Raw genomic sequence first — 25,781 nt, forward strand, 5'->3', positions numbered from 1 at the left:
TAACTAAAAAGCCGCTCATTGCGGCTTTTTTTAATGGTTTATTGCTCTTTTTTGAATATTTTATCTTTGAGGTCAATGACTTTGCCAATGCCTGAACCTAGCTTCATTAGTTTGTTGAGCTGCTCTGGGGTTAAGCGCTGTAACTCTGACGACCATTTAGTCACCGTTTCAAGTAAGTTATGAATTTCGCCCATTTGTTTTTGTGCATAAATTTCATCGTCGTTACTTGCTTCATCTAATAAGTTATCTCTGAGTAAGCTAAGCGTAGGTTCTACTTCACGCTTTTTACGTTCTTCAAACACGCGATTAGCCATATCCCAAATATCGCCTGCAGGTGCATAGTATTCTTTTCTATCTCCTGGGATATGCATTACCTTGATCAGCTGCCAAGATTGTAATTCTTTAATTCCCATACTTACGTTACCGCGTGAAATACTCAGTGCATCTGCGATTTGGTTTGCCGTCATTGGATCTTTGGTAATAATAAGTAATCCGCACATTTGGCCGATTGTACGATTAAATCCCCAGCGGCTGCCCATCTCGCCACAATGCATTACAAAGGCAAAGTTTTTTTCTGATAATGTCATTGTTACAAGTTTCAAAAATAAATGAAATCTATGCTAGCACGCTGGTTAAGTATGGCAAGCGTTTAGCTTGGATAAAAAACCACGTTTTACGACTAATGATTGATATAGATTAATATTTAAGCATTTATAGTGGGTTATGTTGCGGGTATGCAACATGACATTGTTGTTTAACGCCTTTGTTAAATAGCATAATTTTTTATAAACGATGGAATGACTATGAAAGCAGCAATAAATACAGAATATAAAGGCAAGTTAGAAATCACCGATTTACCAATCCCAGAGGTAGGTCCTAACGATGTGCTGGTTAAAATAGCCGCTTGTGGTGTATGTCACACCGATTTACATGCGTGTCATGGCGATTGGCCGGTAAAACCAAAAATGCCATTGGTACCAGGTCACGAAGGCGTGGGTGTAATAGAAAAACTAGGCAGTAATATTAAACATTTAGAAGTGGGCGACCGAGTGGGTGTACCTTGGTTGTATAGCGCCTGTGGCCATTGTGAATTTTGTTTAGATGGACGTGAAACCCTGTGTTTATCGCAACATAATACCGGTTACTCAATTGACGGTGGTTATGCAGAATATTGTTTAGCACATGGTGATTACATCATCAAAATACCGGAAGGATTAGGCTTTGCTGAAGCTGCCCCGTTATTCTGTGCCGGCGTAACAACGTATAAAGCATTAAAAGTATCAGATGCAAAACCGGGTCAATGGGTTGTTATTGTTGGTGTGGGCGGTTTAGGTCACTTAGCGGTGCAATATGCAAAAGCAATGGGCTTTAATGTTATTGCTGTAGATACAGGCAAAGAAAAAATGGCCCTAGCTAAAGAGTTAGGCGCTGATATTACGCTTGATTTTAAAGAAGTGGTGCCAAGTGAGGCTATTTTTGAGCAAGTAGGTGGGGCGCACGCTGTTGTTTGTACCGCAGTATCAAAACCTGGGTTTGAACAAGCGTATAAAAGTGTTCGCCGTGGGGGTAAATGTGTATTAGTTGGTTTACCACCAGAAGATATGCCATTGCCAATTTTTGATACCGTATTGAATGGTGTTTCAGTAGTAGGTTCTATTGTAGGTACGCGTAAAGACTTACAAGAATGCCTTGAATTTGCCGCACAAGGTAAAGTAAAAGCCATCATTGAAAAGAAAAAACTCGAAGATATTAATGAAATTTTCGATGACATGCTCAAAGGCGAAATTAACGGCCGTATAGTTGTTACAATCTAACTATACCAAAATATAGTGCGCACAAACCAACCTGGCTTGTGCGCATTGTATGCTATAGCATATAACTAAAGCTTAACTTTGCATTTCTTTCCTCACCTGGCATACCGCCTAAAAACATGGCTTTAGAATAGTATTTTTTATTAAACAGGTTATTAATGTTTAATTGTATTCGCCAGTTGTCTGCTTTATAGCTAACTGCAGCATCATACACGGTATAAGCAGGTACGTAGCCGTTATCAATACCGAACGAACTTGAGTTAGTACTGCGCTTATCAACAAACGTTAAGCCTGCGCTTAAATCTACTGCGTGAGGTAATTCAAATAACGCCGCAGAGTAAGTTACCCATGAGCTAGCAGTTACATAAGGCACGCCTTTTTGGCGAGTATCAAAGCTTGTGCTGTTTGGGTTAGTTTTATCTCTAGCATCTTGATAAACACCGTTGATGTTAACTTTCCATTGATCGTTCAAATACGCATTTAAGTCAATTTCTACACCTTTGGTTTGTTCTTCACCATCAAAGAAGCTCTCCACTACGTTTGGTGCAGACACGCCTGCTTCATAAAGTGGGTTGGCGTACTCTAGGTTTGTACGTGCACTTTCAAATACTACAATTGAAGCCAGTAATTGGTCATCAAACGCTTTAAAACGAAATCCTAAATCGTTACTAACAGATTCTGAGTCTTCTCTATCGGCTTCATTACCAGCAACAGAGCCAAGTACACTGTAGGCAGTACGACCTTTTGAGTGATTTAAAAATAAAGCCATGTCAGCGCTTAATTGATAAGTAGCCCCTAAATTGTACGTTAAACCGCTATCTGAGGTGTTTGCCTCTGGCGTTGGGTTTGCGCGGCTTTGACTATAACGTGGGTCAACACCAAAATGCTCGTAACTTTGTTTTATACGATTATGAGCAATCCCAATACGGGTGGTGATTTTATCGTTGATGTAGGCAACATGCTGAAGGCCTAAACCCCATGCTTGTACTTTTTTATTATAATCGCTGGTTTTAAGCGGATCGTAATCATTAAATTCACCTGTAGGCCAATTTGGCTGACGCATATCAAAAATATACGGCAGTGCGCCTTGGTAAATAACTTCACCAGCTTTGTTTTTAATGACTTTATCAGCATCGTAAATAGAATATTGTTTAAAACGAATATCACGGTCTTCATAGTTGGCATTAACCAGTAATTCGTTTTCTATGTTACCGAGTATAAAGTCATAACGTAAATCTAAAAAGTATTGCCATGATTTTTCATCCGCTTCTACTTGGCGGTACTCTTGGCGTCTGGCTGCAAAAGGGTATAACACGTCATCAACAACTAGCGGTGCGCGTGGGTCTTGGTTGATCACGCCGTTACGTTTCCAGTAAACGTAGTTGTAAGCACCTGTTTGGCGGGCAAAACTTGAGGTGTAATTACGGTACTGTAGTTGTTGATTAACAAATAAATCATCACTAATGTAATAATTATGGGCTAATTTAAAACGCAGCTCTTCACCTTCGTTATCCTTTGCCATCGGTGATATTATGCCATTGGTGCCAAAGTTAAAGGTTGTTAAACCATCATTGCTTGCCAAAGAGTTAGCTAGTTCATTTCGTTGTGCTTCACTCAATTGTAAGCCACTTGCTGTAGGGTCATTCACTAAATCGGCGCCTGATACTTCACCTGCAGTTAAACCGTTTACCGATTCACTGTTAAAAATACGAATAGGATGGCCGATAGAATCCACAGCAATGGCGTCCTTGATATAGGCTCCCGATAACACAAACGCATGTTGATCATTTAGTACATATTTTATAGACGAATAAATTTCATCACGTTGTTCTTTTAAATCACGAAAGCCATCGCTAGAGGCGGTTTTTGCCATGACTCGATAAGCTAAGTCGTCTGTTATTGCATTGGTGCTATCGAGTGCCAGTGAATAACTATCCCACTGACCAATATCCATTTCTAAGGTATGTTGTTCGTTAAACTGTGGCTTTTTTTCAATCAGGTTAATCACACCACCAGCACTGCCCATGCCATATAAACCAGTTGCTGGGCCTTTTAATACTTCAATTGATTCAACATTGGTTAAAGAACGCGTTGGATTAAAGGTATTGCCTAATCCTGCACCACCGTACATGCCATCATAGGTATAATTAGCACCTAAACCACGAATTACTAAATTATCACCAATGCCATAGTTGTTACCGGCTTGCGTTAAACCACTTACATTACGGATCACATCTTGTAAACTATCAATACCTTGCGATGCAATTAGCGCTTTATCAACAATGACCACGGGTGCAGGGGTTTCCATTAGTGACATATCAGATTTAGTGGCCAAACCTGAGCTCATTACCACTCGGTTTTGTTGCTCGTAAACACTAATACGTTCAATATCGGAATTAACTTGTGACTCGTTTGCCAATGCCAAGTGCGCGTTTAAGCACGCGAGTGTGAGTAGTGAGTATTGAAACCTTTTCATAGAGTGATAATCATTCGCATTTGTTAATTTGCGTGAATGATAATAGTTATCATTTTAAAATAAAATAAAAAGTTCAAACTTTTTTACTTTAATGGGTGTGTTTGCTTGATAGTTATACAATGTGATTTAAAAACAATCACATTTAAAAATATTAACGGGGTATTGCAGTCCCTAGTTGGCTTTACCAAGAGAGAATTTAAATAAAGTATTGATGATTAAATGGGCAGTTTAGCTACATTAGCTAAAAAATTGTTAAGGTTGAGCTAAGCTCAACCTTATAAAGATGTATTGGGTTTACTGCTTATAAACGACACCGGCTTTCATTACAAAAGGAATACGCTCTAGTGTAGAAATATTTTTAAGTGGGTTAGCACTCACCGCTATAATATCAGCAGCAAAACCAGTTTTAATTTGCCCCAGTTGTGAATCTGCCTTTAGTAATTTAGCACTATTAATGGTCGCGGCTTGAATAGCTTGTAATTCACTCATACCAAATTCAACCATTCGCGAGAATTGTTTTGCATTATCACCATGTGGATAAATAGCCGCATCAGTACCAAATACCATGTTAACCCCAGCTTCAACGGCGCGTTTAAAGCTGTCTCTTTGCTTTTTAGAAACAAGGCGTTCTTTATTTAGGTTCTCTTCATCAACCCCATTTTGCTCACCAAAGCTGAGCGTATACTCGGTATTATAAATATCCATAGATAGCCAAGTACCGTGCTTTAAAGCAAGCTCAATCGCTTCATCGTCTAAAAAGCTAGCATGCTCTACGCTGTCTACACCGGCTTTAATGGCTGTTTTAATGCCGTTAGTGCCGTGTGCGTGAGCCGCAACAGGTAATTCACGCATGTGCGCTTCATCCACAATGGCTTTCATTTCTTCAAATGCGTATTGTTGTATGCCTACCTTTGTTCCTTTAGAAAATACCCCTCCAGTTGCACATAATTTAATTGCATTAGCGCCATATTTAATATTTTCACGTACTTTAATACGCACAGCCCACGGACCATCAGCAACACCCGAGGCGGTATATTTCATTTCTGGAGGCAAACGATTATTGTCACAGTGCCCACCAGTAATCCCCAAAGAAGGACCTGCAGCCCAGATGCGAGGGCCAATAATATCGCCCGCATTAATGCCATCGCGAACCGCAATAACACTAAAGCCTTCTGCACCTAGGTTACGCACCGTGGTAAAGCCGGCTTCTAGTGTTTTTTTAGCAAAGTAACTGGCTTTAATAGCCATACGCGGTACTGATTGGCCTATACGTTCACTGCGCGAAACGGTTGGATCGCTGGTTAAATGCACATGCATATCCATCAACCCCGGCATTACGGTGAGTTCAGGTAGGTTAATTAGTTCATGATTACTGGTAAGCGCTGGCTTTTTATTAAATTGAATTTGGCTTATTACACCCTCGTCAATCGCGATTAACGGATTAGCTTTTAACTCTCCAGTTTTTACATCAAGCAAAGCTTTGGCCGATATATAGGTGGTTGCCAGTGTACTTGCGCTGGTTAAGCTCAGTAATGCGATTGATGTAGTTAGTAAATGTTTTTTTATTTTGATCATTTTTATTATTTAATTATTTAAATTTACCTGAATGTAGCAATCATTAGCTATTGAGTAAATTATTTAGCGACGAATCCCACTCACCGTAATTGCTTTATTTAAGGCATTTAAAACCGCATAATTGGCGGGTAAAAACTAACAAGGATCTTTATGAAAGTTATTAAAATAGCACTGGTTGCCAGTAGCGTTATGTTTGCCTTAAGTGGTTGTATGAGCACCAGCTCACAATTAAACACCAATCAGCCAGTCGCGCCTGTAATAAGCGAGTTATCAGCCGAGCAACAGTTGGATGTGCTCGTTGCACAGTACTACGATGAGTCATTAACCTTTAATCCCTTAAGCGCCACTTATAACGGTCGCCATGAATTCGATGATCAATTCTTGCCGGTGATATCGCAGGCTAATCGTGATAAAAAAACTGCTTTTTATAAAAAATATCAACAACGTTTAACGCTAATCGATGAATCACAATTAACAGGGCAGGCGCTACTTAACTTTGAAGTATTATCGCGAGATTTAGCCCTGAAGCTTGAGGGCATGCAATATAAAGATTATTTGTTACCGATTAACCAAATGTCGGGAGCACATAATACCTTTGCTGGATTTGGTTCAGGGCAAAGTGCACAGCCCTTTAATATTGTTGCCGACTATGAGCAATTTATTAAACGTGCTGATGGTTTTGTGAAATGGTTAGCCAGTGTTGAACAATCAATGGCGCAAGGTGTTAAACAAGGCGTGGTATTGCCTATGCCATTGGCTAAAAAATTATTGCCTCAGTTTAAAGTGCACGTAGTAACTAACGCAGAAGATTCATTATTTTATTCACCAATAAAGGCCATGCCCGACTCATTTTCTAATGCACAAAAACAGCAACTCACTGAGCAGTATAAAACGCTTATTTTAGATAAATTAGTGCCCGCTTATCAGCGTATGAGTGAGTTTTTACTCAACAACTATATTCCTCATGCTCGTGATTCTGTTGGTTATGCTGATTTACCTAATGGTAAAGCGTGGTACGAATATCAAATTAAGAAAAACACCACGTTGAGTTTATCAGCAGATGAAATTCATGACATTGGCTTAAGTGAAGTGTCTCGAATTTTAAGTGAAATGAAAACGGTTAAAAATACCGTGGGATTTAAAGGTGATTTAGCATCGTTTTTTGATCATTTACGTGACTCAGATGAGTTTTATTATAAAACAGCCGATGAGTTAATTGCCGCCTATGAAGATATTAAACTAAAAATAGATGCGCGTTTACCGCGCTTGTTTAATATTGAGCCTAAGGCACCTTACATTGTTAAAGCAGTAGAAGCGTATCGTGCGCAATCGGCAGCAGGGGCATCTTATGCTGGGCCTGCACCAGATGGTTCTCGTCCGGGTATCTTTTACATTAATGCTTACAACTTAAAAGCGCAGCCTAAATTTTTACTTGAAACGCTGTCTATTCATGAAGCAGCACCAGGTCATCACTTTCAAATTGCACTGCAACAAGAAGTGGAAAGCCTGCCCGATTTTCGTAAATTTGGCGGCTACACTGTGTTTGCTGAGGGCTGGGCATTATACGCAGAGAGTCTTGGCAAAGAGCTTGGCTTATTTACCGACCCGTATATGTGGTATGGGCGTCTTAACGATGAGCAGCTAAGAGCTATGCGTTTAGTGCTTGATACAGGCTTTCATGCCAAAGGGTGGACACGTCAACAAGGCATTGACTACATGTTAGCAAACTCTTCAATGGCAAAAAGCGATGTTATTGCTGAGGTTGAGCGTTATATTGCATGGCCTGGGCAAGCATTATCGTACAAATTGGGTGAGTTTAAAATTAAAGAGCTCAGAGATTACGCCCACCAGCAGTTAGGTGAGCAATTTGATATTAAAGCCTTTCATACGCAAATATTAATAGATGGCGCATTGCCTATGCCTATCTTAGAGCAAAAAATTAAACGTTGGGTTAAATCTCAGCAGTAACATAATCGCGCAAAGTCATTATTTGAACTGGGATTGGCTTTGCGCGCTTTGCTGCAATACGTTAGAATGCGCGCTCTTAAAAGGCGCGAGAACACCATGTTTGATCAACAATTAGCAAAAACCCAATTTTGGCTTAGCAAAAGTCTCAATGAAATGAACCAGCAAGAATGGGAAGCCATTTGTGACGGATGCGGAAAGTGTTGTTTAAACACCTTTATTGACAGCGAAGACGAAGATGACTTTACCGCCACTGATCAGCTAAGAGAAGGTGAGCAACTTATATTTACCAATATTGTTTGCCAATACCTTGATAACGCAACCTGTGGCTGTAGTGAATACGAAAACCGCCAAACCTTAGTGCCTTCTTGCGTTAAGCTTACCAAAGAAAACCTCAAAGACATTTTCTTTATGCCGCAAAGCTGCAGCTATCGCCGACTTCACGAAGGACGTGGATTAGCAACGTGGCATCCGTTACTTAATAACGGCGATAAAACTAAAATGCACGAGCTAAACATTTCTGTTAAAGATAAAACCGTAAAAGACTGTGACGTAAAGCTAGAAGATTTTGATTTGTATATAGCCGAGTGGCCAACCAAGGATTGCAACTAATGAGTAAATTACAAGCAAGTATTGGTTTAATTAATCCTAAAAGCCCGACCAACGTGGGGGGCGTATTACGCGCCGCAGGCTGTTATGACGCACAGCAGGTTTTTTTTACTGGCAACCGTTATTTAAACGCACAGAAATTTCATACCGATACTAAAAATGTAGTGCAACGTATTCCATTAACCGCCACTGATAATTTAGCATCAAGTAAACCTGAAGGTGCTAAAGTGGTGGTGATAGAGCTAATAGAAGGGGCGACTCCCTTGCCTGAGTTTACCCACCCTGAGAACGCATTTTATGTGTTTGGTCCAGAGGATGGTTCAGTGCCAAAAGACGTTTTAAAATGGTGTGATGAAGTTGTTTATATTCCAACCATAGGCTGTATGAATTTAGCAGCAACCTGTAATGTTGTTCTTTATGACCGGCTCGCCAAGCTTGGCGGTATTCAAAGTAGTGATGAAACCATTATCACTTCACGCGATACCAATAATAAAATGAAATGGCAAAAACAACCTTAAACATATTTTTTGTTTAAGGTTTATCCCTTGCTAAATGTAAAATAAAGTAACTAGTTAACTTAAAAAATAAGCAATTCGTCTTTTTTAGACACTATAAATGTAAAACTATGTAATTATATTAAAAAATTATAATTATAAGAGCTTATTATTTATGTTGTTCTTGCACCATGTGATTAGGTGTTACTTGGTTGTTACATTGATATATATACTCAGTGCCTGCACCAGCAAACCTGCAAAATTAGATCCCCTCGTTGCTAATACTGGTCAACCATTATCTAGCGTGGCTCAATCAACCGATGTTATTTTCTATGATCTTAAGTTAGCCGTTTTTCCAGAAGAAAAGCAGATAGCCGGCACAGGGAAAACAGTATTTCGGGTCGTTAAAGAAACTCAGCAAATTGAACTAAAACTCGATAGTCGCTTTAGTATAAACACAGTAACAGTTGCTGATAAGAAAGCCGACTTTATCCATTCTCGTGGTGTGATCACGATTAACTTATATGAAAAAAAATACCCGGGAGAAGTGGTTGAAGTTGCCATTAACTATTCAGGCAAGCCACATATTGCGCTTAACCCTCCATGGAGTGGTGGTTTTGTATTTAGTGAAACAAACGATGGTAAACCTTGGATAGCAACAGCGGTGCAAGGTGAGGGCTGTGATTTATTTTGGCCTTGTAAAGATCACTTTAGTGACAAAGCCGATAGTATGCGTATACGGGTAACGGTACCCACTGGATTGTATGTTGCCAGTAACGGGGTACTAAAAAATGTAACTGTATTACAAAACAAGACTACCGAGTTTGATTGGTTTTTATCTGAGCCTGCGAGTGATTACAACATTGCGCTGAATATTGGCCCATTTGAGCGCATTCAACAGCAATATACCAGTATAAATGGTACTAACATTCCTGTGGAATTTTGGGTGTTACCTGAAAATAGGCAAAAAGCCAGTAATTTGCTCACCAACGATGTTTATCAACAAATGGCATTTTTTGAATCTGTGTTAGGTCCATATCCTTGGGGGCAACAAAAACTTGGCTTTGTAGAAACGCCTCATTTAGGCATGGAACATCAAACGATAAATGCTTATGGCAAAGGGTACACTCGCGACCCTAGTGGTTATGATTGGCTTATTCAGCATGAATTAGCGCATGAGTGGTTTGGTAATTTAATGACACATGAGCAATTGAATGATGCGTGGTTACATGAAGGTTTTGGCTTTTACATGCAACCGTCTTACAGTTTATATACCTTTGGTGAGGCCGCTTATAACCATGCAATGTATAAAGCCTATTTAGGTATAAAAAACTGCCAACCTATTGTTAAAGAAGGTGAATTAAGCTCAAAAGAAGCTTTTAACTCAGATATTTATGGTAAAGGAGGCTGGACATTACACACTTTGCGTTGGTTAATTGGTGATGAGTTATTTTGGCAAGCAACACGCGAGTTAATCTACGGGAGTAGCGACACGAAAAGCCTCAGTTACCCAATTCAATCCCGATATCGCAACACGCAGCAGTTCATTGATATTGTTAATCGCATTACAAAAAAAGACTATAACTGGCTATTTGATGTGTATTTAAAACAAGCTTCATTGCCAACACTAACCATGAAACGTCAAAATAACGTGGCCAATTTATATTGGAGCAAAAGTGAAAAAGATGCGACGCCTTTTAAAATGCCAGTACCCATTTCAATTAATGGCCAGCTTCAAGTTTATATACCAATTGAAGGAGTCATTACCATTAAAGCTAAACCTGTTGATCATATTATTGTAGATCCACAGATGAAGGTACTTCGGCAATTACCGATCACAAGCCAGTGCCAACAAGATGAATAATTTAGGTAAAGCGTTACTATGGGGATAAAATTTATCCCCATAGTGCTTTTAAACACTTATTTATCTGGGCTCTGCTAGTCTAAAAATTAAACGCACTGTGGCAAAGTCATCCTTGAAAGAACTAGTTATTTATTATTATTTTTGTTCTTTAATTTCATTGAAGTCATATTTGCTAAGACATTCAGTTAAAAATTTGTTAAAAAGACACTGATAATAATGATTAATACTTAAGGTACTTATGTTTAGCTCGCTTAAATTCACCTCCAAAATCACCATTGCTGCATCATTAGTGTTAGTTTTAGTGTTAGGTGTTTTCACCATAAATAATTATTTTTCAATGCGGCATCAAACTCAAGAGCAGTTATCGCTAGTACTAGAGCAAAACTCTGAGTCTGTCTCTAAAAATATTGCAAGCTGGCTAAATAATAAATTAGCGATTGTGATCTCTATCGCAAAAACATACCAAGATGACGATGCCAAGTCTTTAACGCTTTCGCAATTAAATACCGCTGAGCTTGCGGGGGATTTTAAAAATACCTACATAGGTAAATCATCGGGTACATTTATTTTAAATGATCAGAGTGTTGTACTCCCCAGCGATTTTGATGCGACAAGTCGCCCTTGGTATAAATTAGTAGAAAATAAAACAACAACGGCTTTTACAACGCCTTATATCGATGTAACGACCAACGAACTGACAATTTCAGCCGTTGCCCCTATTAATAGTAATGGTCAATTTAAAGGGGTAGCGGGGGCAGATATTGATATGCAAACCATCGCTGAAATTATTGGAGATATTGATTTTTTAGGACTCGGTTATGGTTTTTTGCTTGATAATAAAGGGCAAATATTAAGTCACCCTGATAGTAAATTAAATTCAAAAACAGTCGCTGACTTAATTGGTAAAAATGCACCGTTAGCAAGAGAATTCACCGAGTATCAAGTAGCAGGTGAAACCTCGCTGGTATCCTTTACTAAAATTCGTGGTATTGAAAACGTTGATTGGTATTTAGGTGTAGTGGTCAATAAAGATAAAGCGTATTCAAGTGTTTCTTCGTTTGGGCAAAAGGCAATTGTATTTTTAATTATTGGTATTTTAGTGATTGTTGCGTCACTGGAATTTTTACTGCGTTATTTGATGCGCCCTATGTATCGTCTCAATGATGCCATTAGAGATATAGCGCAAGGTGAGGGCGATTTAACCTGTCGGTTAAGCGTTGAAAACGATGACGAATTTGGTCAATTGAGCAATTCGTTTAATATTTTTATAGAAAAAATCCAAAATTCAATAATTCAGGTTAAATCTTCAACGCAGTTACTGGAAACGGCAGTTGCTAAATTGGTTACGCAGACAGACTCAACATTAACTATGTATGACGACCAAAGTGAGCGCACCAATAGTGTGGCATCGGCAATCAACCAGTTTTCAGCCACCTCAACAGAAATTTCAACCAGCGCCAGTAATGCCTCGACGCTTGCCAAAGATGCAGATCAATACTGTGCTAAGAATCAACAGACCCTCACAAACAACGTTTCAAGTATTCATCAACTGTCACAAAATATAGAGCAAGCGCAAGAAACCATAAATAGTTTAGACTCGCATACCGCTAATATAGGAAATGTACTGGCAGTAATAAAAGGGGTGAGTGAGCAAACCAATTTGCTGGCTTTAAATGCGGCGATAGAAGCGGCTCGTGCTGGTGAAGCGGGAAGAGGATTTGCGGTTGTTGCCGATGAAGTAAGGCAACTAGCACAGCGTACTCAGCAATCAACCCAAGAAATAGAAAACACCGTCATTGAATTACAAAAAGGTTCAAGCTCTGCCGTTGAGCTTATGAAAACCAGTTTAGAAGAAAGTGAAAAAAGTGTTCAGCAAGCGGATGCGGTTGGCGATGTAATGAAACAAATAATTAGTGCGATTAAGCAAATAACCGACGCCAATCATAGTGTCGCTAATGCTACGGATGAGCAAAACCAAGTGGTTAAGTCATTACATAGCGATATTCACGTTATCAGCGACTTATCGATTCAAGGCCAATCAAACCTAAATCTTACTTTGGAAGAGTGTACCAAACTTAAGCATCAATTTAGTGACTTAGAGCGCATGGTTAAAAAATTCAAAGTATGATCAGTAAAACAAAAATAAATAAGCCAAGCTGGCTCAATTTAATCAATATTGACAGCGTTTATAGCTTTGATAAACAACGCCAAGTATTTTCGTTATTTACCATGATAGCGATTGCCTTGGTGTTAATTACCTATTTAGTAATTGCCAATCATCACGTGTATGCACCAATCCTTACTATTGCGTTAATTGTGGTTAACGTAACGATTGTAGGGTGTATTATTTATTTTATGAAAACAAAGCAGATTGATGCAATCGCCCTCATCACTTTAGTGATTGTATTTGTGATGTGCTTAGCTTTGGTATACACCGGCGGTAAAGAAAACACTGCTTTATATTGGCTAATGTTTTATCCCGTTGCTGCATTTGCCATACTGGGTGTGAAGTTTGGCGCCTGGTTAAGCAGTGCCATGTTATTGAGCTGTATTGTTATGTTGTATGGCCCTGATATGGGGCAAGTTATTTATGGCGCGGTAGAAAAGACCCGTTTTGTTGCTGCATTTTCGCTGGTGTTAGTGTTTTCGTTTATAGGTGAATATTTTCGTCACCGCAGTCATTTAGCAATTGCTGATATCACCTTAGAGCAAAAACAGCATGCTCATACCGATCAGCTTACCGGGGCGCCTAATCGTCGCTTTATTACCTCACATTTTTTAAAGCTAGCAGCTTCAAGGCCAGAACATTATTTGCCGCTGTCTATTTTACTCATTGATTTAGATAAGTTTAAACAATTAAACGACAGCTACGGGCATGATTTTGGTGATACGGTTTTAATTGAATTTACTAAGTTATTAGAGTCTCAGTTTCCTGCAACAGCGCTTAAAGCACGTTATGGCGGCGAAGAGTTTGTGGTTATTTTACCGCAACAAACAACCCTTGAGGCCAGCATTTTGGCCAACCGTTTTAGAGAATGTGTGCAAAACCATGTGATGCTAACCGACAAACATCAGCGAGTATCATTAACGTGTAGTATGGGTATTGCTCAGGCTAACAGTGTAGATGATTATAATAATGCGTTAAAGCAAGCGGATCAGTATTTATACAGCGCTAAGGCGCAAGGTAGAAATAAGGTGGTATCTGTACATGATCAACACGCCTCAGAGTAAATTAATATATGTACACGACCCTATGTGTAGCTGGTGCTGGGGTTATGCACCGACTTGGCATGCGCTTGAGGCTGCCTTAGCAAACAAACTTCCCATTGAGTACAGAGTGGGTGGTTTAGCTGCAGATACTGACTTGCCAATGAGTCAGGATATGCAGTTGCAACTACAAGCCATATGGCAAAAAATTAGCAGCCAGTTAGGCACAGAGTTTAATTTTGATTTTTGGCGAGACTGCCAACCTCGCCGTTCTACCTATCCCTCTTGCAGGGCCGCTTTAATTGCTCGCAGCTTCAACAAAGAACCACAGATGATAGCGGCAATACAGCAGGCATATTATTTACAGGCACAAAACCCATCGGATGAAGCGGTTTTAATTAAACTAAGCGAAAAAATTGGTTTAGACGCCCGTTTATTTGCACAGTTACTTCACTCTAATGAGCTTAAGCGTCGCTTTGATGATGAGCTTAATTATGTTCGCAGTTTACCTATTCAAGGTTTTCCGTCGTTAGTATTAATACATAACAATCGCGCTTACCCTATTGCTATTAACTACACAGATTGGCGACAAACCCTGATTGAAATACAATCCTACCTGTAAACTTAATCCCACTATTTTCATCCCTGAATTGTAAAATAGGCCAATAAGGCTAATTTATTACCGTTGTCATAAAAGCGACTTTTTTACGCAACACGCTTGTCATTTTTAATCTATACACTTTCGCTCATTGAAACTATCTCGCTTTAAATTGTTTTTTATAAACGAGCTAAAGCGATTAATAAACACTAGCAAATCCGCTAATTAACGAGCAAAGGTGTATACGATGAAAGGCGTTAAACCATTAATTTTAGCTGGTATTGTAGCCGCAAGTGCAGCAGTCCACGCCAATGATTTAAACACGGTAATTGATAAAAGCAGCGAAATTAATAATTTAGCTGCGCAATCACAAACAAAAATAGACAAGATTGCAGATTCAATGCAAGGGCGTTTACAGCAATTTAAAACCCTAAATAAAGAAATAGATGGCCTAGCCGTTTATAACGCACAGCTTACCAAACAGTTAAATAATCAAATAGAAGAGATGGAGTCGATTAATTTATCGATGGATCAAGTATCGATAATTGAACGCCAAATAACCCCTTTAATGCTTCGTATGATCACCGGGCTTGAACAGTTTGTTGCCTTAGATGTGCCGTTTTTAAAGCAAGAGCGTAAGCAGCGCCTTGAATCATTAAATGCAATGATGGAACGCGCTGATATTTCATCAAGTGAAAAATTTCGTCGTGTTTTAGAGGCTTATCAAGTTGAGGTTGACTACGGACGCACTATTGAAGCGTATACCGCATTGCTTGATGTGGACAATAAAGAACGTGAAGTTGACTTTCTGCGCATTGGCCGTTTAGAACTCATTTACCTTACCCGCGATGGCAAACAAGCAGGTAGTTGGGATCAACAGTCACAGTCGTTTGTTGCACTGCCTGATTCAACCATTAGCCAAATTAATAAAGGGCTTCGCATTGCTCGCAAACAACTAGCCCCCGATATGTTAACACTGCCAATTCACGCTGCAGAATAAGAGGTTTACCATGAAATTATTAACGAAAATGACAAAAATGGCCGTGTTTGCAGCCAGTTTAAGCTTTGTGGGCACCAGCATTGCCGCTGAGCCGATGAATTTAGATGCCTTATTAAAAACCTTAGAGCAGGGTAAATCAGCGCAATCAGAGCAAAATAAACAACGTGAACAAGAATTTGCAGCACGCCAAAATGAACAAGTGCAAATGCTTAAAAACACCCAAGCTAAACGTAACCAAATGCTTAGCGAGTCAGAGCGTTTAGAGACGCAATTTGAAGAAAACGAAATTAAATTGGCTAATCTAACTGATACCTTATCAAAGCGTATGGGTTCATTAAAAGAGCTATTTGGTGTGCTACAACAAGTCGCTGGCGATTCAAGTAACAAGTTTGCTACCTCTGTGGTATCGGCACAGTTACCTGGGCGTAGTACTTTTATGGACGAATTGGCGCAAAAAATGGGTTCAACTTCAAAGCTTGCGTCTATTGAAGATATAGAAAAGGTTTGGTTTGAGCTACAACGCGAAATGACCGAACAAGGAAAAGTAAGCCGCTTCAATACTGATGTAATTGTTGACGGTGGCAATAAAGTACAAAAAGAAGTGGTACGTGTGGGTGCATTTAACCTTATTAGTGACGGTCAGTACCTAGAGTATACACCGGCCACCAATACCATTAGCCAGCTTACTCGCCAACCAAGTAGCCGCTTTACTGCGACTGCGGCTGATTTGCAGCAAGCAAACACGGGTGTTGTACCGTTTGCGCTTGACCCAACAGGCGGCTCAATTTTAGGTTTGTTAGTACAAGCCCCTGATACCAGCGAGCAAGTTCACCAAGGTGGTGCGGTCGGTTACGTTATTTTAGGCGTTGGTTTATTAGCGTTATTAATTGCGCTAGAGCGTTTTGTATCGCTCATGCTGATGGGTGGAAAAATCCGTCGTCAATTAAAAGACGATACACCCCGTGATGACAACCCGTTAGGGCGCGTCATGAAAGTGAAAGATCAATACCCAAATGTGGCCTACGACACGCTTGAACTTAAGTTAAGCGAAGCCATTTTACGCGAAATGCCAAAAATCACCCGTAATTTAACGCTTATTAAAATTATCTCTGTGGTAGCGCCATTACTTGGCTTGCTCGGTACGGTAACCGGGATGATTAATACCTTCCAAGCAATTACTTTATTTGGTACTGGCGATCCTAAACTAATGGCGGGCGGTATTTCGCAAGCCCTGGTTACTACGGTATTAGGTCTTGTTGTTGCCATTCCAACGGTGTTTTTATACACCTTATTGAATACTCGCTCAAAAGGTTTACTGCTTATTTTACAAGAACAAAGTGCAGGTATTATTGCCGAGCGAAGCGAGAAAGGAGCCTAAACCATGGTGCTATTGATTGATTCAATCAATGCTATCCGTGATTTTCTCGACACAGGTGGCCAAGTGCTCTTGGTCATTGCCGTGTTAATTTTCGCGATGTGGTTATTGATACTCGAGCGATTTATGTACTTTTTTAATGGCTATCGGCACTACAAAAAAGACGTTAAAAATACGTGGAAAACGCGCAGTGAACGCAACAGCTGGAACGCAGAGCAAATACGCCAAGCCATGGTTTCACGCGCCAGCATGCGTTTAAACGCAAATTTACCGCTGATTAATGTAATGGTGGCGCTGTGTCCACTATTAGGATTGCTTGGCACAGTTACAGGGATGATAGAAGTCTTTGATGTAATGGCCATTACAGGTACAGGCAGCGCACGCTCTATGGCATCAGGTGTGTCAAAAGCAACCATACCGACAATGGCAGGAATGGTCGGTGCGTTATCTGGGGTGTTTGCCTCAACCTATTTACAACGAAAAGCAAAGCGTGAAGTTGAATTGTTGCAAGACACTATGGTGTTAGACCACTAAATAATTATTGAAAAGCGGTGAACATAATCACCGCTTATTCTAGGAGAAATAACATGAGAGCCCCATTAGGTAATTTATTCCAAGAAGACGAAGCAGAAGAAATAAACATGACCCCTATGCTGGATGTTGTATTTATTATGCTTATTTTCTTTATCGTGACAGCCTCGTTTGTTAAAGAAGCGGGTATTGATGTAAACCGTCCAGAAGCGGCAACCGCAGTTAAAAAAGAGCGGGCTAACATATTAGTGGCCATTTCAGATCAAGGCGAAATTTGGATCAATAAACGTCAAATTGATGTACGCGCTGTACAAGCCAACATTGAGCGCTTAAAAGCTGAAAATCCACAAGGCAGTGTAGTTATTCAGGCCGATAAAAAAGCCACCACAGAAACCTTGATAAAAGTCATGGATGCCTCGCGTGCAGCGGGTGTATTTGATGTTTCAATAGCGGCTCAAGAAGGGTAACGAGTGATGCGTTATGTACTTGCGTTAATTATAGCGGGTGTGGTGACCTTTATCCTGTTTTTAGGTATGCAGGCATTGATCACCGGTGGTGAAGGCGCCATGACGGAGCCTGCCAAAGGGAATGTGTTAGATTTTGTCCGTTTGAAAAAAGAAGAAACGGTACAAAAAAAGGAGCGTAAACCACAAAAGCCGCCAACGCCTAAAGAGCCACCACCGCCAATGGAATCGCCACAAATGCAAAGTAGCGATAACAACGCTGCTAGCAACAACTTTGATTTTGCTGCCAATGTCGATGCGGATGTAAATCTAGCGGGTGGATTAGCGTTAGAAACCAGTGATGGTGAGTATTTACCCATAGTAAAAGTAGCACCGGTATACCCAAGGCGTGCGTTATCGCGTGGTATTGAAGGGTATGTCATTGTTGAATTTACAGTGACAAAGCAAGGCACGGTTAAAGAGCCGCAAGTTATTAAAGCCGAGCCAGAGTCATTATTTGACAGAGCAGCGATGGATGCGGCCCTTAAATTTAAATATAAACCGCGCGTGGTTAATGGTGAAGCTGTTGAAGTAGCCGGTGTGCAAAATAAAATTTCTTTTCAAATTAATGGTTAATTCTGTTAAGTAAGCAAAGAGTGAACGTGAGGCAATTATGAAATTAAAACTAACAACCAAGCTATTAAAGCTGAGTATGTTGTGCACTGTTGCAATCAGTGCCAGCGTTGTTACACCAAGTGCATTGAGTGTATTTCCGGGTATAAACTTGGCGACAGTACAGGCCGCTGAACAGCAAAAAACAACACGAGTGCCCGCACTGCGTGAAAAAGTATACAGCCAATTAGCTCGCGCCCAAAAACTTGCGGATGATGGCGACAGTAAAGCGGGCTTGGCTGCGCTTGACAGCATACAAGCGCGCTCATCAAGTATGAACTCTTATGAAATTGCGATGATGCATAACTTTTATGGGTTTATTTATTACAATGAAAACGACCTTGTAAAAGCGATTGCTTCATTTGAAAAAGTGATTGCCGAAGATGGCATTCCAGAAACACTACGCCTGAGCACAACATTCAGCCTTGCGCAGCTTGCTATGGCTAACAGTGACTATAAAAAGGTGATTGCATTTTTAGACAAATGGGATGCTATAAACACTAAGCCTAAAACCGACGCCTATTATTTATTAAGGGCGCAAACCTACTATCAATTAAAAGACTATGAGCAAGGCCTGAGTTACATTACGCAAGCCATTAACTTAAGTGATAGCGAAGGCAAAGTACCCAAAGAAAACTGGCTGGTACTGCAACGCGCTATGTATTACTCACTTAACCAAACCGATAAAGTAGTGAGCGTACTTGAGCGTATGGTAAAGCTTTACAATAAACCTGAGTATTGGGTCCAATTAGCCGGTATGTATGGTGAAACTGGGCAAGAAAAACAGCAGCTTAGTGTTTTAGAAGCGGCTTACCAGCAAGGATTTTTAACCTCTAAATCTGACTTAAGGCAGCTTGCGCAGGTATATTTATATAATCAGCTTGCTTATAAAGCAGCCAGTGTAATGAGTAAAGCGATTGAATCAGGCGTTGCTGAAAAGTCTGCGAAGAATTATGCATTTATCGCAGAAGCCATGGTGCAAGCTAAAGAAGATAATAAATCAGTTAGTTATTTTGCAAAAGCGGCAGAGCTTTCGGAACACGGTAAGTACGATCAACGTATGGCTGAAGTACTTGTTAACTTAGAGCAATTTGAAGATGCCGCTGATGCTGCTCGGTTAGCATTAGATAAAGGTTCACTTGATTTTGAATCCAACGCTTATGTTGCATTAGGTATGGCCCAATACAGCATGCAAAATTTTGATGCCTCTATTTTAGCGTTTGAGCAAGCCGAGAAACACAAAAAATCGCAGCGATTGGCTGAACAATGGATCAAATATGTCAAGCGTGAAAAGTTACACGCGGAAACATTACGCACCGCATTGTTATAATTTGCCAACGCTACTATTGTAATTTAAACGCTGCCAGTTTGATTACAAAACCTGTTTTATAATCGCAACACCAAAACCGCCTTAGGGCGGTTTTTTTCGTTTAAATTTATCATAACAGGTTGTTATTTAAATAAATTACATTGTCATTTTATGTTTATTAAAGTGTAACTGTATTGTCACATAGCTCCCGTAAGGTAGTGCTCGTTGAAAAACTCAAGTGATCTTAAAGCATGACTTTCGTGTTTTAACGTGACTTGGGTTTTTACTTAATGCGCTAATAAAATAATTAAATATCTTAACGGAGTGAACAATGAAATTATCTGGTTTATTTAAGATCAGCCTTTTGGCTTCTGCAATTACACTCGCTGGTTGTGGCGGTGGTGATATTAATATTAATGTTGAAGAAACAGTAGCACCACCTACACCACCTACACCACCAGTGCCAACTGATCTTCCAGGTGAATATAGTCAAAGTCTTTCTACTGAAGCTTCAGCTGCCTTGGGTCGTGAAGTAAAAGTGCAAGTGCTTTCAGGTGAAATCACTGAAGATACGACATTAACGACGGATGCATTTTGGGCATTAGATGGCGCTGTGTTTGTAGGTAAAGATAAAGCAGATAGCGCAACCCTTACCATTGAACCTGGAGCCGTTATTTTTGGTAACAATGGGTCTGATTACTTAGTCGTAAGCCGTGATTCTAAAATTGAAGCGACAGGGACCAAAAGCGACCCTATCATTTTCACATCAAAACAAGATGTAATGGGCGAAACAACAGCCTCTGGACAATGGGGCGGCATGGTTTTACTTGGGAATGGTATTTCAAATAAATGCCCTGCTGAAGGTGATTGTGCACTGCAAGTTGAAGGTGTGGAAGCAGGTGCGGTATTTGGCGGTACTGATAATGCGGATAGCTCTGGTACGTTAAAATATGTTGTTGTTAAAAACGCTGGTTACGAGCTTTCAACCGGTAATGAGCTAAACGGTATTACCTTTGGTGCCGTAGGTTCAGGTACTACCGTTGATTACTTGCAAGTACATAATAACTCTGATGACGGTGTTGAGTTTTTCGGTGGTGCAGTTAACTTAAAGCATGTTGTTTTAACGAGCATCGACGATGACAGTATTGATTGGGATAACGGTTATCAAGGTAAAATGCAGTTTGTGTATGTTGAGCAAGATAAAAATTCGACTGATGCTAACCGCGGTATTGAAGCCGATAACGATGGTAAAACGCCATCAAAAGAGCCTAAGTCTTTGCCTATTATTTCAAACTTAACCATTATTGGTAATAACTTTAAAGGTGAAGATGAAGCCGAAGGCATTTACCTGCGTGAAGGTACCGGCTTACATTTATATAATTCAGTGATCACAGGCTCTGATGAAATGGGCGAGTGCTTAGAATTAGAAGGTATTGCGCTGGATGATAACGGAGATGCATTATTCTCTGATAGTGAAACCGTTAATAATGCTAATGATGGCACTATTTTGATGCAAAACACCTTTATGTCATGTACCAATGGTGAGAATTTTAAAGATCCAAAAGGTGCTGACGGTTCTACGTTGCTTGCGCTTGAGTCTTGGTTTAGTCAACAAACAGGTAATGTGATCAACGACAAGCCTATGCTTGGTGTGAATGGTCAACCAATTGCTGGTTCGCCACTACTAGGTGCAGGACAAGATGTTGCTAATACGGTTGATGCCTTCTTTGATACGGTTGATTTTGTCGGTGCTCTAAATGATTCTGACGATTGGCGTGAAGGTTGGGCATTTGGTTATGGTGGTGGAGAAGTGACAGCACCTGCTGCAGTTGCTGGTTGTCCTGCAGGTACTACTTCAATTTCACCAGCGGATAACGTAACGACAACATGTGAAATATCTGGCCGTATAACGTCAGACTTAACATTAACAGCGGGTAACTTATACGCAGTTGATGGCGCTGTTTTTGTTGGTAATGATAATGCTGACTCTGCAACTCTAACTGTCGAGCCTGGCGTTACTGTTTATGGTCGTAACGGTAAAGATTATATTGTCATTAGCCGTGGCTCTAAAATTGAAGCCAACGGTACTAAAGATAAGCCTATTTCATTTACTTCAAGTCAAGATGTTGCTGGTCAAGCAACGGCAGCAGGTCAATGGGGCGGTTTAGTACTACTAGGTAATGCGCCATCTAATAAATGTCCAGAAACAGGCGAGTGTGCGCTACAAGTTGAAGGTGTTGAAGCCGGTGCTGTTTTTGGTGGTACTGACACTGCAGATAATTCTGGAACATTACGTTATGTTCGCGTTATGAATGGCGGCTACTTACTGTCACCTGGTAATGAAATTAACGGTATTACGTTTGGTGCTGTGGGTTCTGGTACTACTGTAGAGTATTTACAAGTTCATCAAAATGCTGATGACGGTGTTGAGTTCTTTGGTGGTAATGTGCAGGCTAAATACCTTGTGCTAACTAGTATTCAAGATGACAGCATCGATTGGGATAATGGTTTCCAAGGTAAGCTTCAGCACATCCTTGTTAAGCAAGCTGCAGATAACTCAGATGCTAACCGTGGTATAGAAGCCGATAATGACGGTAAAACACCATCTAAAATGCCTAAATCAAATCCAATGATTGCTAACTTAACCATTATTGGTAATACCTTTAAAGGTGAAGATGACGGTGAAGGCATGTACTTCCGTGAGGGAACGGGTGCGCAAATCTATAACACGATTGTAACAGGCCCAGTAGGCATGGGTGAGTGTCTAGAGGTTGAAGGTATTCCAGTAGATGAAAATGGTGCACCAATATTTACTGAAAGTGAAACAGTTAAAAATGCACAAGATGGCACCTTAACGATTAAGTCATCGGTTATCGCCTGTTCTGAGAACTTCAAAGACCCAAGTGGTGTTGATTTTAGCGTAGAAAACTGGTGGACAGCGACGTTAGGTAACTTAGTAGCATCAGGACAAACTGACGTAGTTAATGGTATCTATACTATTGATATAACAACTCCTACAGATGTAAACGCTGTAGATAGCTTCTTCGATACTACATCACATATTGGTGCTGTATCGAGTGATAATGACTGGACAGCTGGCTGGACAGTAGGTCTGGAATAACACAGTAAGAATGGGTGCTAGCACATAGTACTAGTACCTTTTTTAACACTTTCTGTAACTTATTTCAGATAGAGGTAAACATGAAACAGTTTTCTAAAAAGTTTTGCTTATCCACACTTTCCGCAGCAATTTTATGTAGTTTAAGCGTTTCAGCACATGCTGCTGAAGCCGAAGATGAGGCTGTACTTGAGGAGGTTGTGGTTAGCGCAAGTCGTTTAAAAGGCACTGCAACAGCCGTGCTTGAAGAGCGAAAACAACAAGCATTTGTTGCCGATATTATGGGTGCTGACCAAATATCCCGTAGTGGCGATAGTGATGCGGCATCTGCGTTACGCCGTGTAACGGGTTTAACTTTAGTCGATGGTAAATTTATTTATGTACGTGGTTTAGGTGAGCGCTATTCAAGTACTCAGTTAAATGGTGCAGCAGTGCCAAGTCCTGATCCGACCCGCTCAGTCATCCCGCTTGATTTATTTCCATCAGGAATTATTGAAAGTTTGTCTGTGCAAAAGTCTTATTCTCCTTCTATGCCAGCCTCTTTTGGTGGTGGTAATGTGGATATACGCTTAAAAAGCATTCCAGACCAATTTGTTTTTGATGTATCAGGTCAGCTTGGTTATAACACCAATAACTTTGATGATGGCATTGAGTACAATGGCGGCTCGAATGACTGGTATGGTGTTGATGATGGCACCCGTGAAATACCAGATTCAATCATGGATATTTATAACTCTGGGCAATCATTAGATGATCTCACACCAGAGCAAAGTCGTGCTTTAGCACTTGATTTAAACCGTGATTATGACCCGCAAGCAACAAGTGTAAACCCCAATACTAAGTTTACAGCAACACTGGGTAATAGTTTTGAGTCAGGTGATTGGCGTTACGGCTTTTTATCAGCGGTTAGCTATGATAACAAATATTTTGTTGGCGAAGAGTACCAAGGCGAAGACTTCCGTTTAGGTGAGAACAGTGCTGCTATGGTGCGTGGTTACGATAAAATCATTGCCACTGAGCATAATGTGAAAATGTCTGGAATGGTAAACTTTGGTATTGAGTATAATAATGCTCATCGCATTGACCTTAGTACGCTGATTTTACGCGACACCGAAGATAAAATTCGTGATCGTCTAGGTATTGATGAGAATAATAACCAGTCTGATAATAAGCGTATTCGTTCTTACGATGTAAGGTATGAAGAGAGAGAGTTAATAGTAAACCAAATCAAAGGCATGCATACATTCGATTTTCTTAACTATGCAGGTTTTGATTGGAAATACTCAAACGGCCGCTCAAACCGTTATGCACCAGGAAATATGCAGACGCGGTTCATTGTAAATGATGCAAACGAAGATGGTAATTATGATTTAGTTAATGAAATCGCATTAACCAATGCCACAACGGCTGCTCGTTATACATTCCAAGACCTTAATGATGAAGTAGAAAACTACGGGTTTAATTTTACTTTTCCAATCATGTTAGATGGTTTGGATATAGAATTAAAATCAGGTGCTGATTATGTCTCTAAAGAGCGCTCAGCTTCGAATCGTCGCTTTGACATAAACACTCGCGCATTTAAAGACCTTGATTTAAATGGCAATGAGCTGAATACGATTCTTTCTGATGATGCAATAGCTAACGCAGAACTAAATCTACCCATACTTAATGATACAACGTTTGCAGGTGATGATTACCGCTCAGCACAAAAAACAGATGCTTATTATTTTGAAGCTGATTTTTTCTTCAATAATAAATGGCGTTTGACAGGTGGCTTACGTTGGGAAGATTTCAGGCAAGTGTCAGTGCCACTTGACCCGTTTACTGGTGGCTTAGATCCTTCAATCGATTATGATGATTTAGGTAACTTAGCGTTTCAAGAAGATGATATTTATGGTGCGCTTGCATTCACTTATATTCAGGACGACCAAACACAATGGCGTTTAAGCTACGGTGAAACGGTTGTACGTCCTGATTTACGTGAGATATCTGAATCTACTTACATTGATCCGTTAACTGAATATCCTGTTGGCGGTACGCCTGGATTACGTACAACGCAAATCAAAAATTACGATTTCCGCTGGGAAAACTACTTTGATACTGGTGAAAACTTCTCTGTTGGTCTGTTTTATAAAGACATGATTGATCCAATTGAGTCGGTGCAATCTCCTTCTCAAGATGGACCGCCACTTGTACGTATTGCCAATGCTGAAGATGGCTATGTTGCCGGCGTTGAGTTTGATTATCTTAAAGATTTCACTTTCTTAGGTGGTTTTTGGCAAGATGTATTTATGAGTGGTAATGTTACACTCAGTGATTCTGAGATAAACCTAGACCGTCAAGCTATTGTTGATCAAACTGGTGTATCTGCGGCGATCACTAATACTAAACGTCGTTTAACGGGACATTCTAAATATGTTGTGAATATGCAGCTTGGCTATGATGCACCATCAGGTGAACATGCTGCAACATTGGTTTATAACGTATTTGGTGAGCGTATTATTATCCCTGGTATAGAAGGGCAAGATGATTGGATGGAACAGCCATTCCACTCAGTTGATTTGAATTATACTTACTACCCTGATTTTAACTCAAGTATTAAGTTTAAAGTGCTTAATATTTTGGGGCAAAAATCAGAAATTGAATCTGCTGGTACGCTAACTCGCTCAAAAGAAAAAGGGACTGAGTTCTCTGTTGAGTACAAATATCAGTTCTAATTCAAAATAGCCTAGGA

19 protein-coding genes are annotated in these 25,781 nt (G+C 40.1%); 16 read left to right on the forward strand and 3 right to left on the reverse strand.

From position 1 onward, the window contains the following. Positions 1 to 38: 38 nt before the first annotated feature. Complete coding sequence (locus tag ACTRWE_RS05675; RefSeq protein ID WP_013463314.1) at positions 39 to 587, reverse strand: GbsR/MarR family transcriptional regulator; 549 nt, start codon at positions 585 to 587, stop codon at positions 39 to 41. A 216-nt stretch (positions 588 to 803) separates the two neighbouring features. On the opposite strand from ACTRWE_RS05675, the gene adhP reads away from it, so the two are divergent. Continuing rightward, a complete protein-coding gene (gene adhP, locus ACTRWE_RS05680) occupies positions 804 to 1,814 on the forward strand; it encodes an alcohol dehydrogenase AdhP (RefSeq protein ID WP_462879626.1) in 1,011 nt (336 codons plus the stop codon). A gap of 52 nt (positions 1,815 to 1,866) precedes the next feature. Here adhP and ACTRWE_RS05685 read toward each other — a convergent pair whose 3' ends face one another. Continuing rightward, positions 1,867 to 4,287, reverse strand: a complete 2,421-nt coding sequence (locus tag ACTRWE_RS05685) for a TonB-dependent receptor (protein ID WP_462879627.1) — start codon at positions 4,285 to 4,287, stop codon at positions 1,867 to 1,869. A 294-nt stretch (positions 4,288 to 4,581) separates the two neighbouring features. Continuing rightward, positions 4,582 to 5,853, reverse strand: coding sequence for a Xaa-Pro dipeptidase (locus tag ACTRWE_RS05690; protein ID WP_462879653.1), 1,272 nt, complete (start codon positions 5,851 to 5,853; stop codon positions 4,582 to 4,584). A gap of 159 nt (positions 5,854 to 6,012) precedes the next feature. Here ACTRWE_RS05690 and ACTRWE_RS05695 point away from each other — a divergent pair, with 159 nt between their 5' ends. The 15 genes from ACTRWE_RS05695 to ACTRWE_RS05765 all read left to right on the forward strand — a co-directional run bounded on the left by ACTRWE_RS05695 (position 6,013) and on the right by ACTRWE_RS05765 (position 25,764). Beyond that, positions 6,013 to 7,830 (forward strand): DUF885 domain-containing protein, encoded by a 1,818-nt coding sequence (locus tag ACTRWE_RS05695; protein WP_462879628.1) that lies wholly within the window; start codon positions 6,013 to 6,015, stop codon positions 7,828 to 7,830. 96 nt (positions 7,831 to 7,926) lie between these two features. Next, positions 7,927 to 8,439: a YcgN family cysteine cluster protein gene (locus ACTRWE_RS05700; RefSeq protein ID WP_016900173.1), complete on the forward strand. Its 513-nt coding sequence runs from the start codon at positions 7,927 to 7,929 to the stop codon at positions 8,437 to 8,439. Then, a complete protein-coding gene (locus tag ACTRWE_RS05705; RefSeq protein ID WP_064663205.1) occupies positions 8,439 to 8,954 on the forward strand; it encodes an RNA methyltransferase in 516 nt (171 codons plus the stop codon). Before ACTRWE_RS05700 ends, ACTRWE_RS05705 begins: the two co-directional genes overlap by 1 nt. A 196-nt stretch (positions 8,955 to 9,150) precedes the next feature. After that, entirely contained in the window at positions 9,151 to 10,794 is a 1,644-nt protein-coding gene (locus ACTRWE_RS05710) for a M1 family metallopeptidase (protein ID WP_462879629.1), read from the forward strand. A 238-nt stretch (positions 10,795 to 11,032) separates the two neighbouring features. Beyond that, positions 11,033 to 12,922 (forward strand): methyl-accepting chemotaxis protein, encoded by a 1,890-nt coding sequence (locus ACTRWE_RS05715; RefSeq protein ID WP_016900175.1) that lies wholly within the window; start codon positions 11,033 to 11,035, stop codon positions 12,920 to 12,922. After that, complete coding sequence (locus ACTRWE_RS05720; protein WP_013463324.1) at positions 12,919 to 14,025, forward strand: GGDEF domain-containing protein; 1,107 nt, start codon at positions 12,919 to 12,921, stop codon at positions 14,023 to 14,025. Before ACTRWE_RS05715 ends, ACTRWE_RS05720 begins: the two co-directional genes overlap by 4 nt. Further along, positions 14,003 to 14,623, forward strand: a complete 621-nt coding sequence (locus ACTRWE_RS05725; RefSeq protein WP_128583728.1) for a DsbA family protein — start codon at positions 14,003 to 14,005, stop codon at positions 14,621 to 14,623. The genes ACTRWE_RS05720 and ACTRWE_RS05725 overlap by 23 nt, the downstream gene beginning before the upstream one ends. 223 nt (positions 14,624 to 14,846) lie before the next feature. Then, positions 14,847 to 15,599: a DUF3450 domain-containing protein gene (locus ACTRWE_RS05730; RefSeq protein WP_013463326.1), complete on the forward strand. Its 753-nt coding sequence runs from the start codon at positions 14,847 to 14,849 to the stop codon at positions 15,597 to 15,599. A 10-nt stretch (positions 15,600 to 15,609) separates the two neighbouring features. After that, positions 15,610 to 16,977 (forward strand): MotA/TolQ/ExbB proton channel family protein, encoded by a 1,368-nt coding sequence (locus ACTRWE_RS05735; protein ID WP_013463327.1) that lies wholly within the window; start codon positions 15,610 to 15,612, stop codon positions 16,975 to 16,977. A 3-nt stretch (positions 16,978 to 16,980) separates the two neighbouring features. Continuing rightward, a complete protein-coding gene (locus tag ACTRWE_RS05740) occupies positions 16,981 to 17,508 on the forward strand; it encodes a MotA/TolQ/ExbB proton channel family protein (RefSeq protein WP_008111501.1) in 528 nt (175 codons plus the stop codon). 53 nt (positions 17,509 to 17,561) lie between these two features. Continuing rightward, on the forward strand, positions 17,562 to 17,972 hold the full coding sequence (locus tag ACTRWE_RS05745) for an ExbD/TolR family protein (RefSeq protein WP_008111500.1): 411 nt from the start codon (positions 17,562 to 17,564) through the stop codon (positions 17,970 to 17,972). A 6-nt stretch (positions 17,973 to 17,978) separates the two neighbouring features. Further along, complete coding sequence (locus ACTRWE_RS05750; protein ID WP_013463328.1) at positions 17,979 to 18,584, forward strand: energy transducer TonB; 606 nt, start codon at positions 17,979 to 17,981, stop codon at positions 18,582 to 18,584. A gap of 37 nt (positions 18,585 to 18,621) precedes the next feature. Then, positions 18,622 to 19,950, forward strand: a complete 1,329-nt coding sequence (locus ACTRWE_RS05755) for a tetratricopeptide repeat protein (protein ID WP_013463329.1) — start codon at positions 18,622 to 18,624, stop codon at positions 19,948 to 19,950. A gap of 310 nt (positions 19,951 to 20,260) precedes the next feature. Next, the gene (locus ACTRWE_RS05760) at positions 20,261 to 23,050 is read left to right on the forward strand and encodes a hypothetical protein (RefSeq protein WP_013463330.1); all 2,790 of its coding nucleotides are present in this window, start codon (positions 20,261 to 20,263) and stop codon (positions 23,048 to 23,050) included. An 80-nt stretch (positions 23,051 to 23,130) separates the two neighbouring features. Beyond that, positions 23,131 to 25,764 (forward strand): TonB-dependent receptor domain-containing protein, encoded by a 2,634-nt coding sequence (locus tag ACTRWE_RS05765; protein ID WP_016900182.1) that lies wholly within the window; start codon positions 23,131 to 23,133, stop codon positions 25,762 to 25,764. Positions 25,765 to 25,781: the final 17 nt, after the last annotated feature.

The organism is Pseudoalteromonas sp. G5_S1_54_S4, from assembly GCF_054968565.1.

Coding starts and splice junctions, on each gene's coding strand:
- ACTRWE_RS05675 (WP_013463314.1), bottom strand. CDS start 587: ATGACATTATCAGAAAAAAACTTTGCCTTTGTAATGCATTGTGGCGAG.
- adhP (WP_462879626.1), top strand. CDS start 804: ATGAAAGCAGCAATAAATACAGAATATAAAGGCAAGTTAGAAATCACC.
- ACTRWE_RS05685 (WP_462879627.1), bottom strand. CDS start 4,287: ATGAAAAGGTTTCAATACTCACTACTCACACTCGCGTGCTTAAACGCG.
- ACTRWE_RS05695 (WP_462879628.1), top strand. CDS start 6,013: ATGAAAGTTATTAAAATAGCACTGGTTGCCAGTAGCGTTATGTTTGCC.
- ACTRWE_RS05700 (WP_016900173.1), top strand. CDS start 7,927: ATGTTTGATCAACAATTAGCAAAAACCCAATTTTGGCTTAGCAAAAGT.
- ACTRWE_RS05705 (WP_064663205.1), top strand. CDS start 8,439: ATGAGTAAATTACAAGCAAGTATTGGTTTAATTAATCCTAAAAGCCCG.
- ACTRWE_RS05715 (WP_016900175.1), top strand. CDS start 11,033: ATGTTTAGCTCGCTTAAATTCACCTCCAAAATCACCATTGCTGCATCA.
- ACTRWE_RS05720 (WP_013463324.1), top strand. CDS start 12,919: ATGATCAGTAAAACAAAAATAAATAAGCCAAGCTGGCTCAATTTAATC.
- ACTRWE_RS05725 (WP_128583728.1), top strand. CDS start 14,003: ATGATCAACACGCCTCAGAGTAAATTAATATATGTACACGACCCTATG.
- ACTRWE_RS05730 (WP_013463326.1), top strand. CDS start 14,847: ATGAAAGGCGTTAAACCATTAATTTTAGCTGGTATTGTAGCCGCAAGT.
- ACTRWE_RS05735 (WP_013463327.1), top strand. CDS start 15,610: ATGAAATTATTAACGAAAATGACAAAAATGGCCGTGTTTGCAGCCAGT.
- ACTRWE_RS05740 (WP_008111501.1), top strand. CDS start 16,981: ATGGTGCTATTGATTGATTCAATCAATGCTATCCGTGATTTTCTCGAC.
- ACTRWE_RS05745 (WP_008111500.1), top strand. CDS start 17,562: ATGAGAGCCCCATTAGGTAATTTATTCCAAGAAGACGAAGCAGAAGAA.
- ACTRWE_RS05750 (WP_013463328.1), top strand. CDS start 17,979: ATGCGTTATGTACTTGCGTTAATTATAGCGGGTGTGGTGACCTTTATC.
- ACTRWE_RS05755 (WP_013463329.1), top strand. CDS start 18,622: ATGAAATTAAAACTAACAACCAAGCTATTAAAGCTGAGTATGTTGTGC.
- ACTRWE_RS05760 (WP_013463330.1), top strand. CDS start 20,261: ATGAAATTATCTGGTTTATTTAAGATCAGCCTTTTGGCTTCTGCAATT.
- ACTRWE_RS05765 (WP_016900182.1), top strand. CDS start 23,131: ATGAAACAGTTTTCTAAAAAGTTTTGCTTATCCACACTTTCCGCAGCA.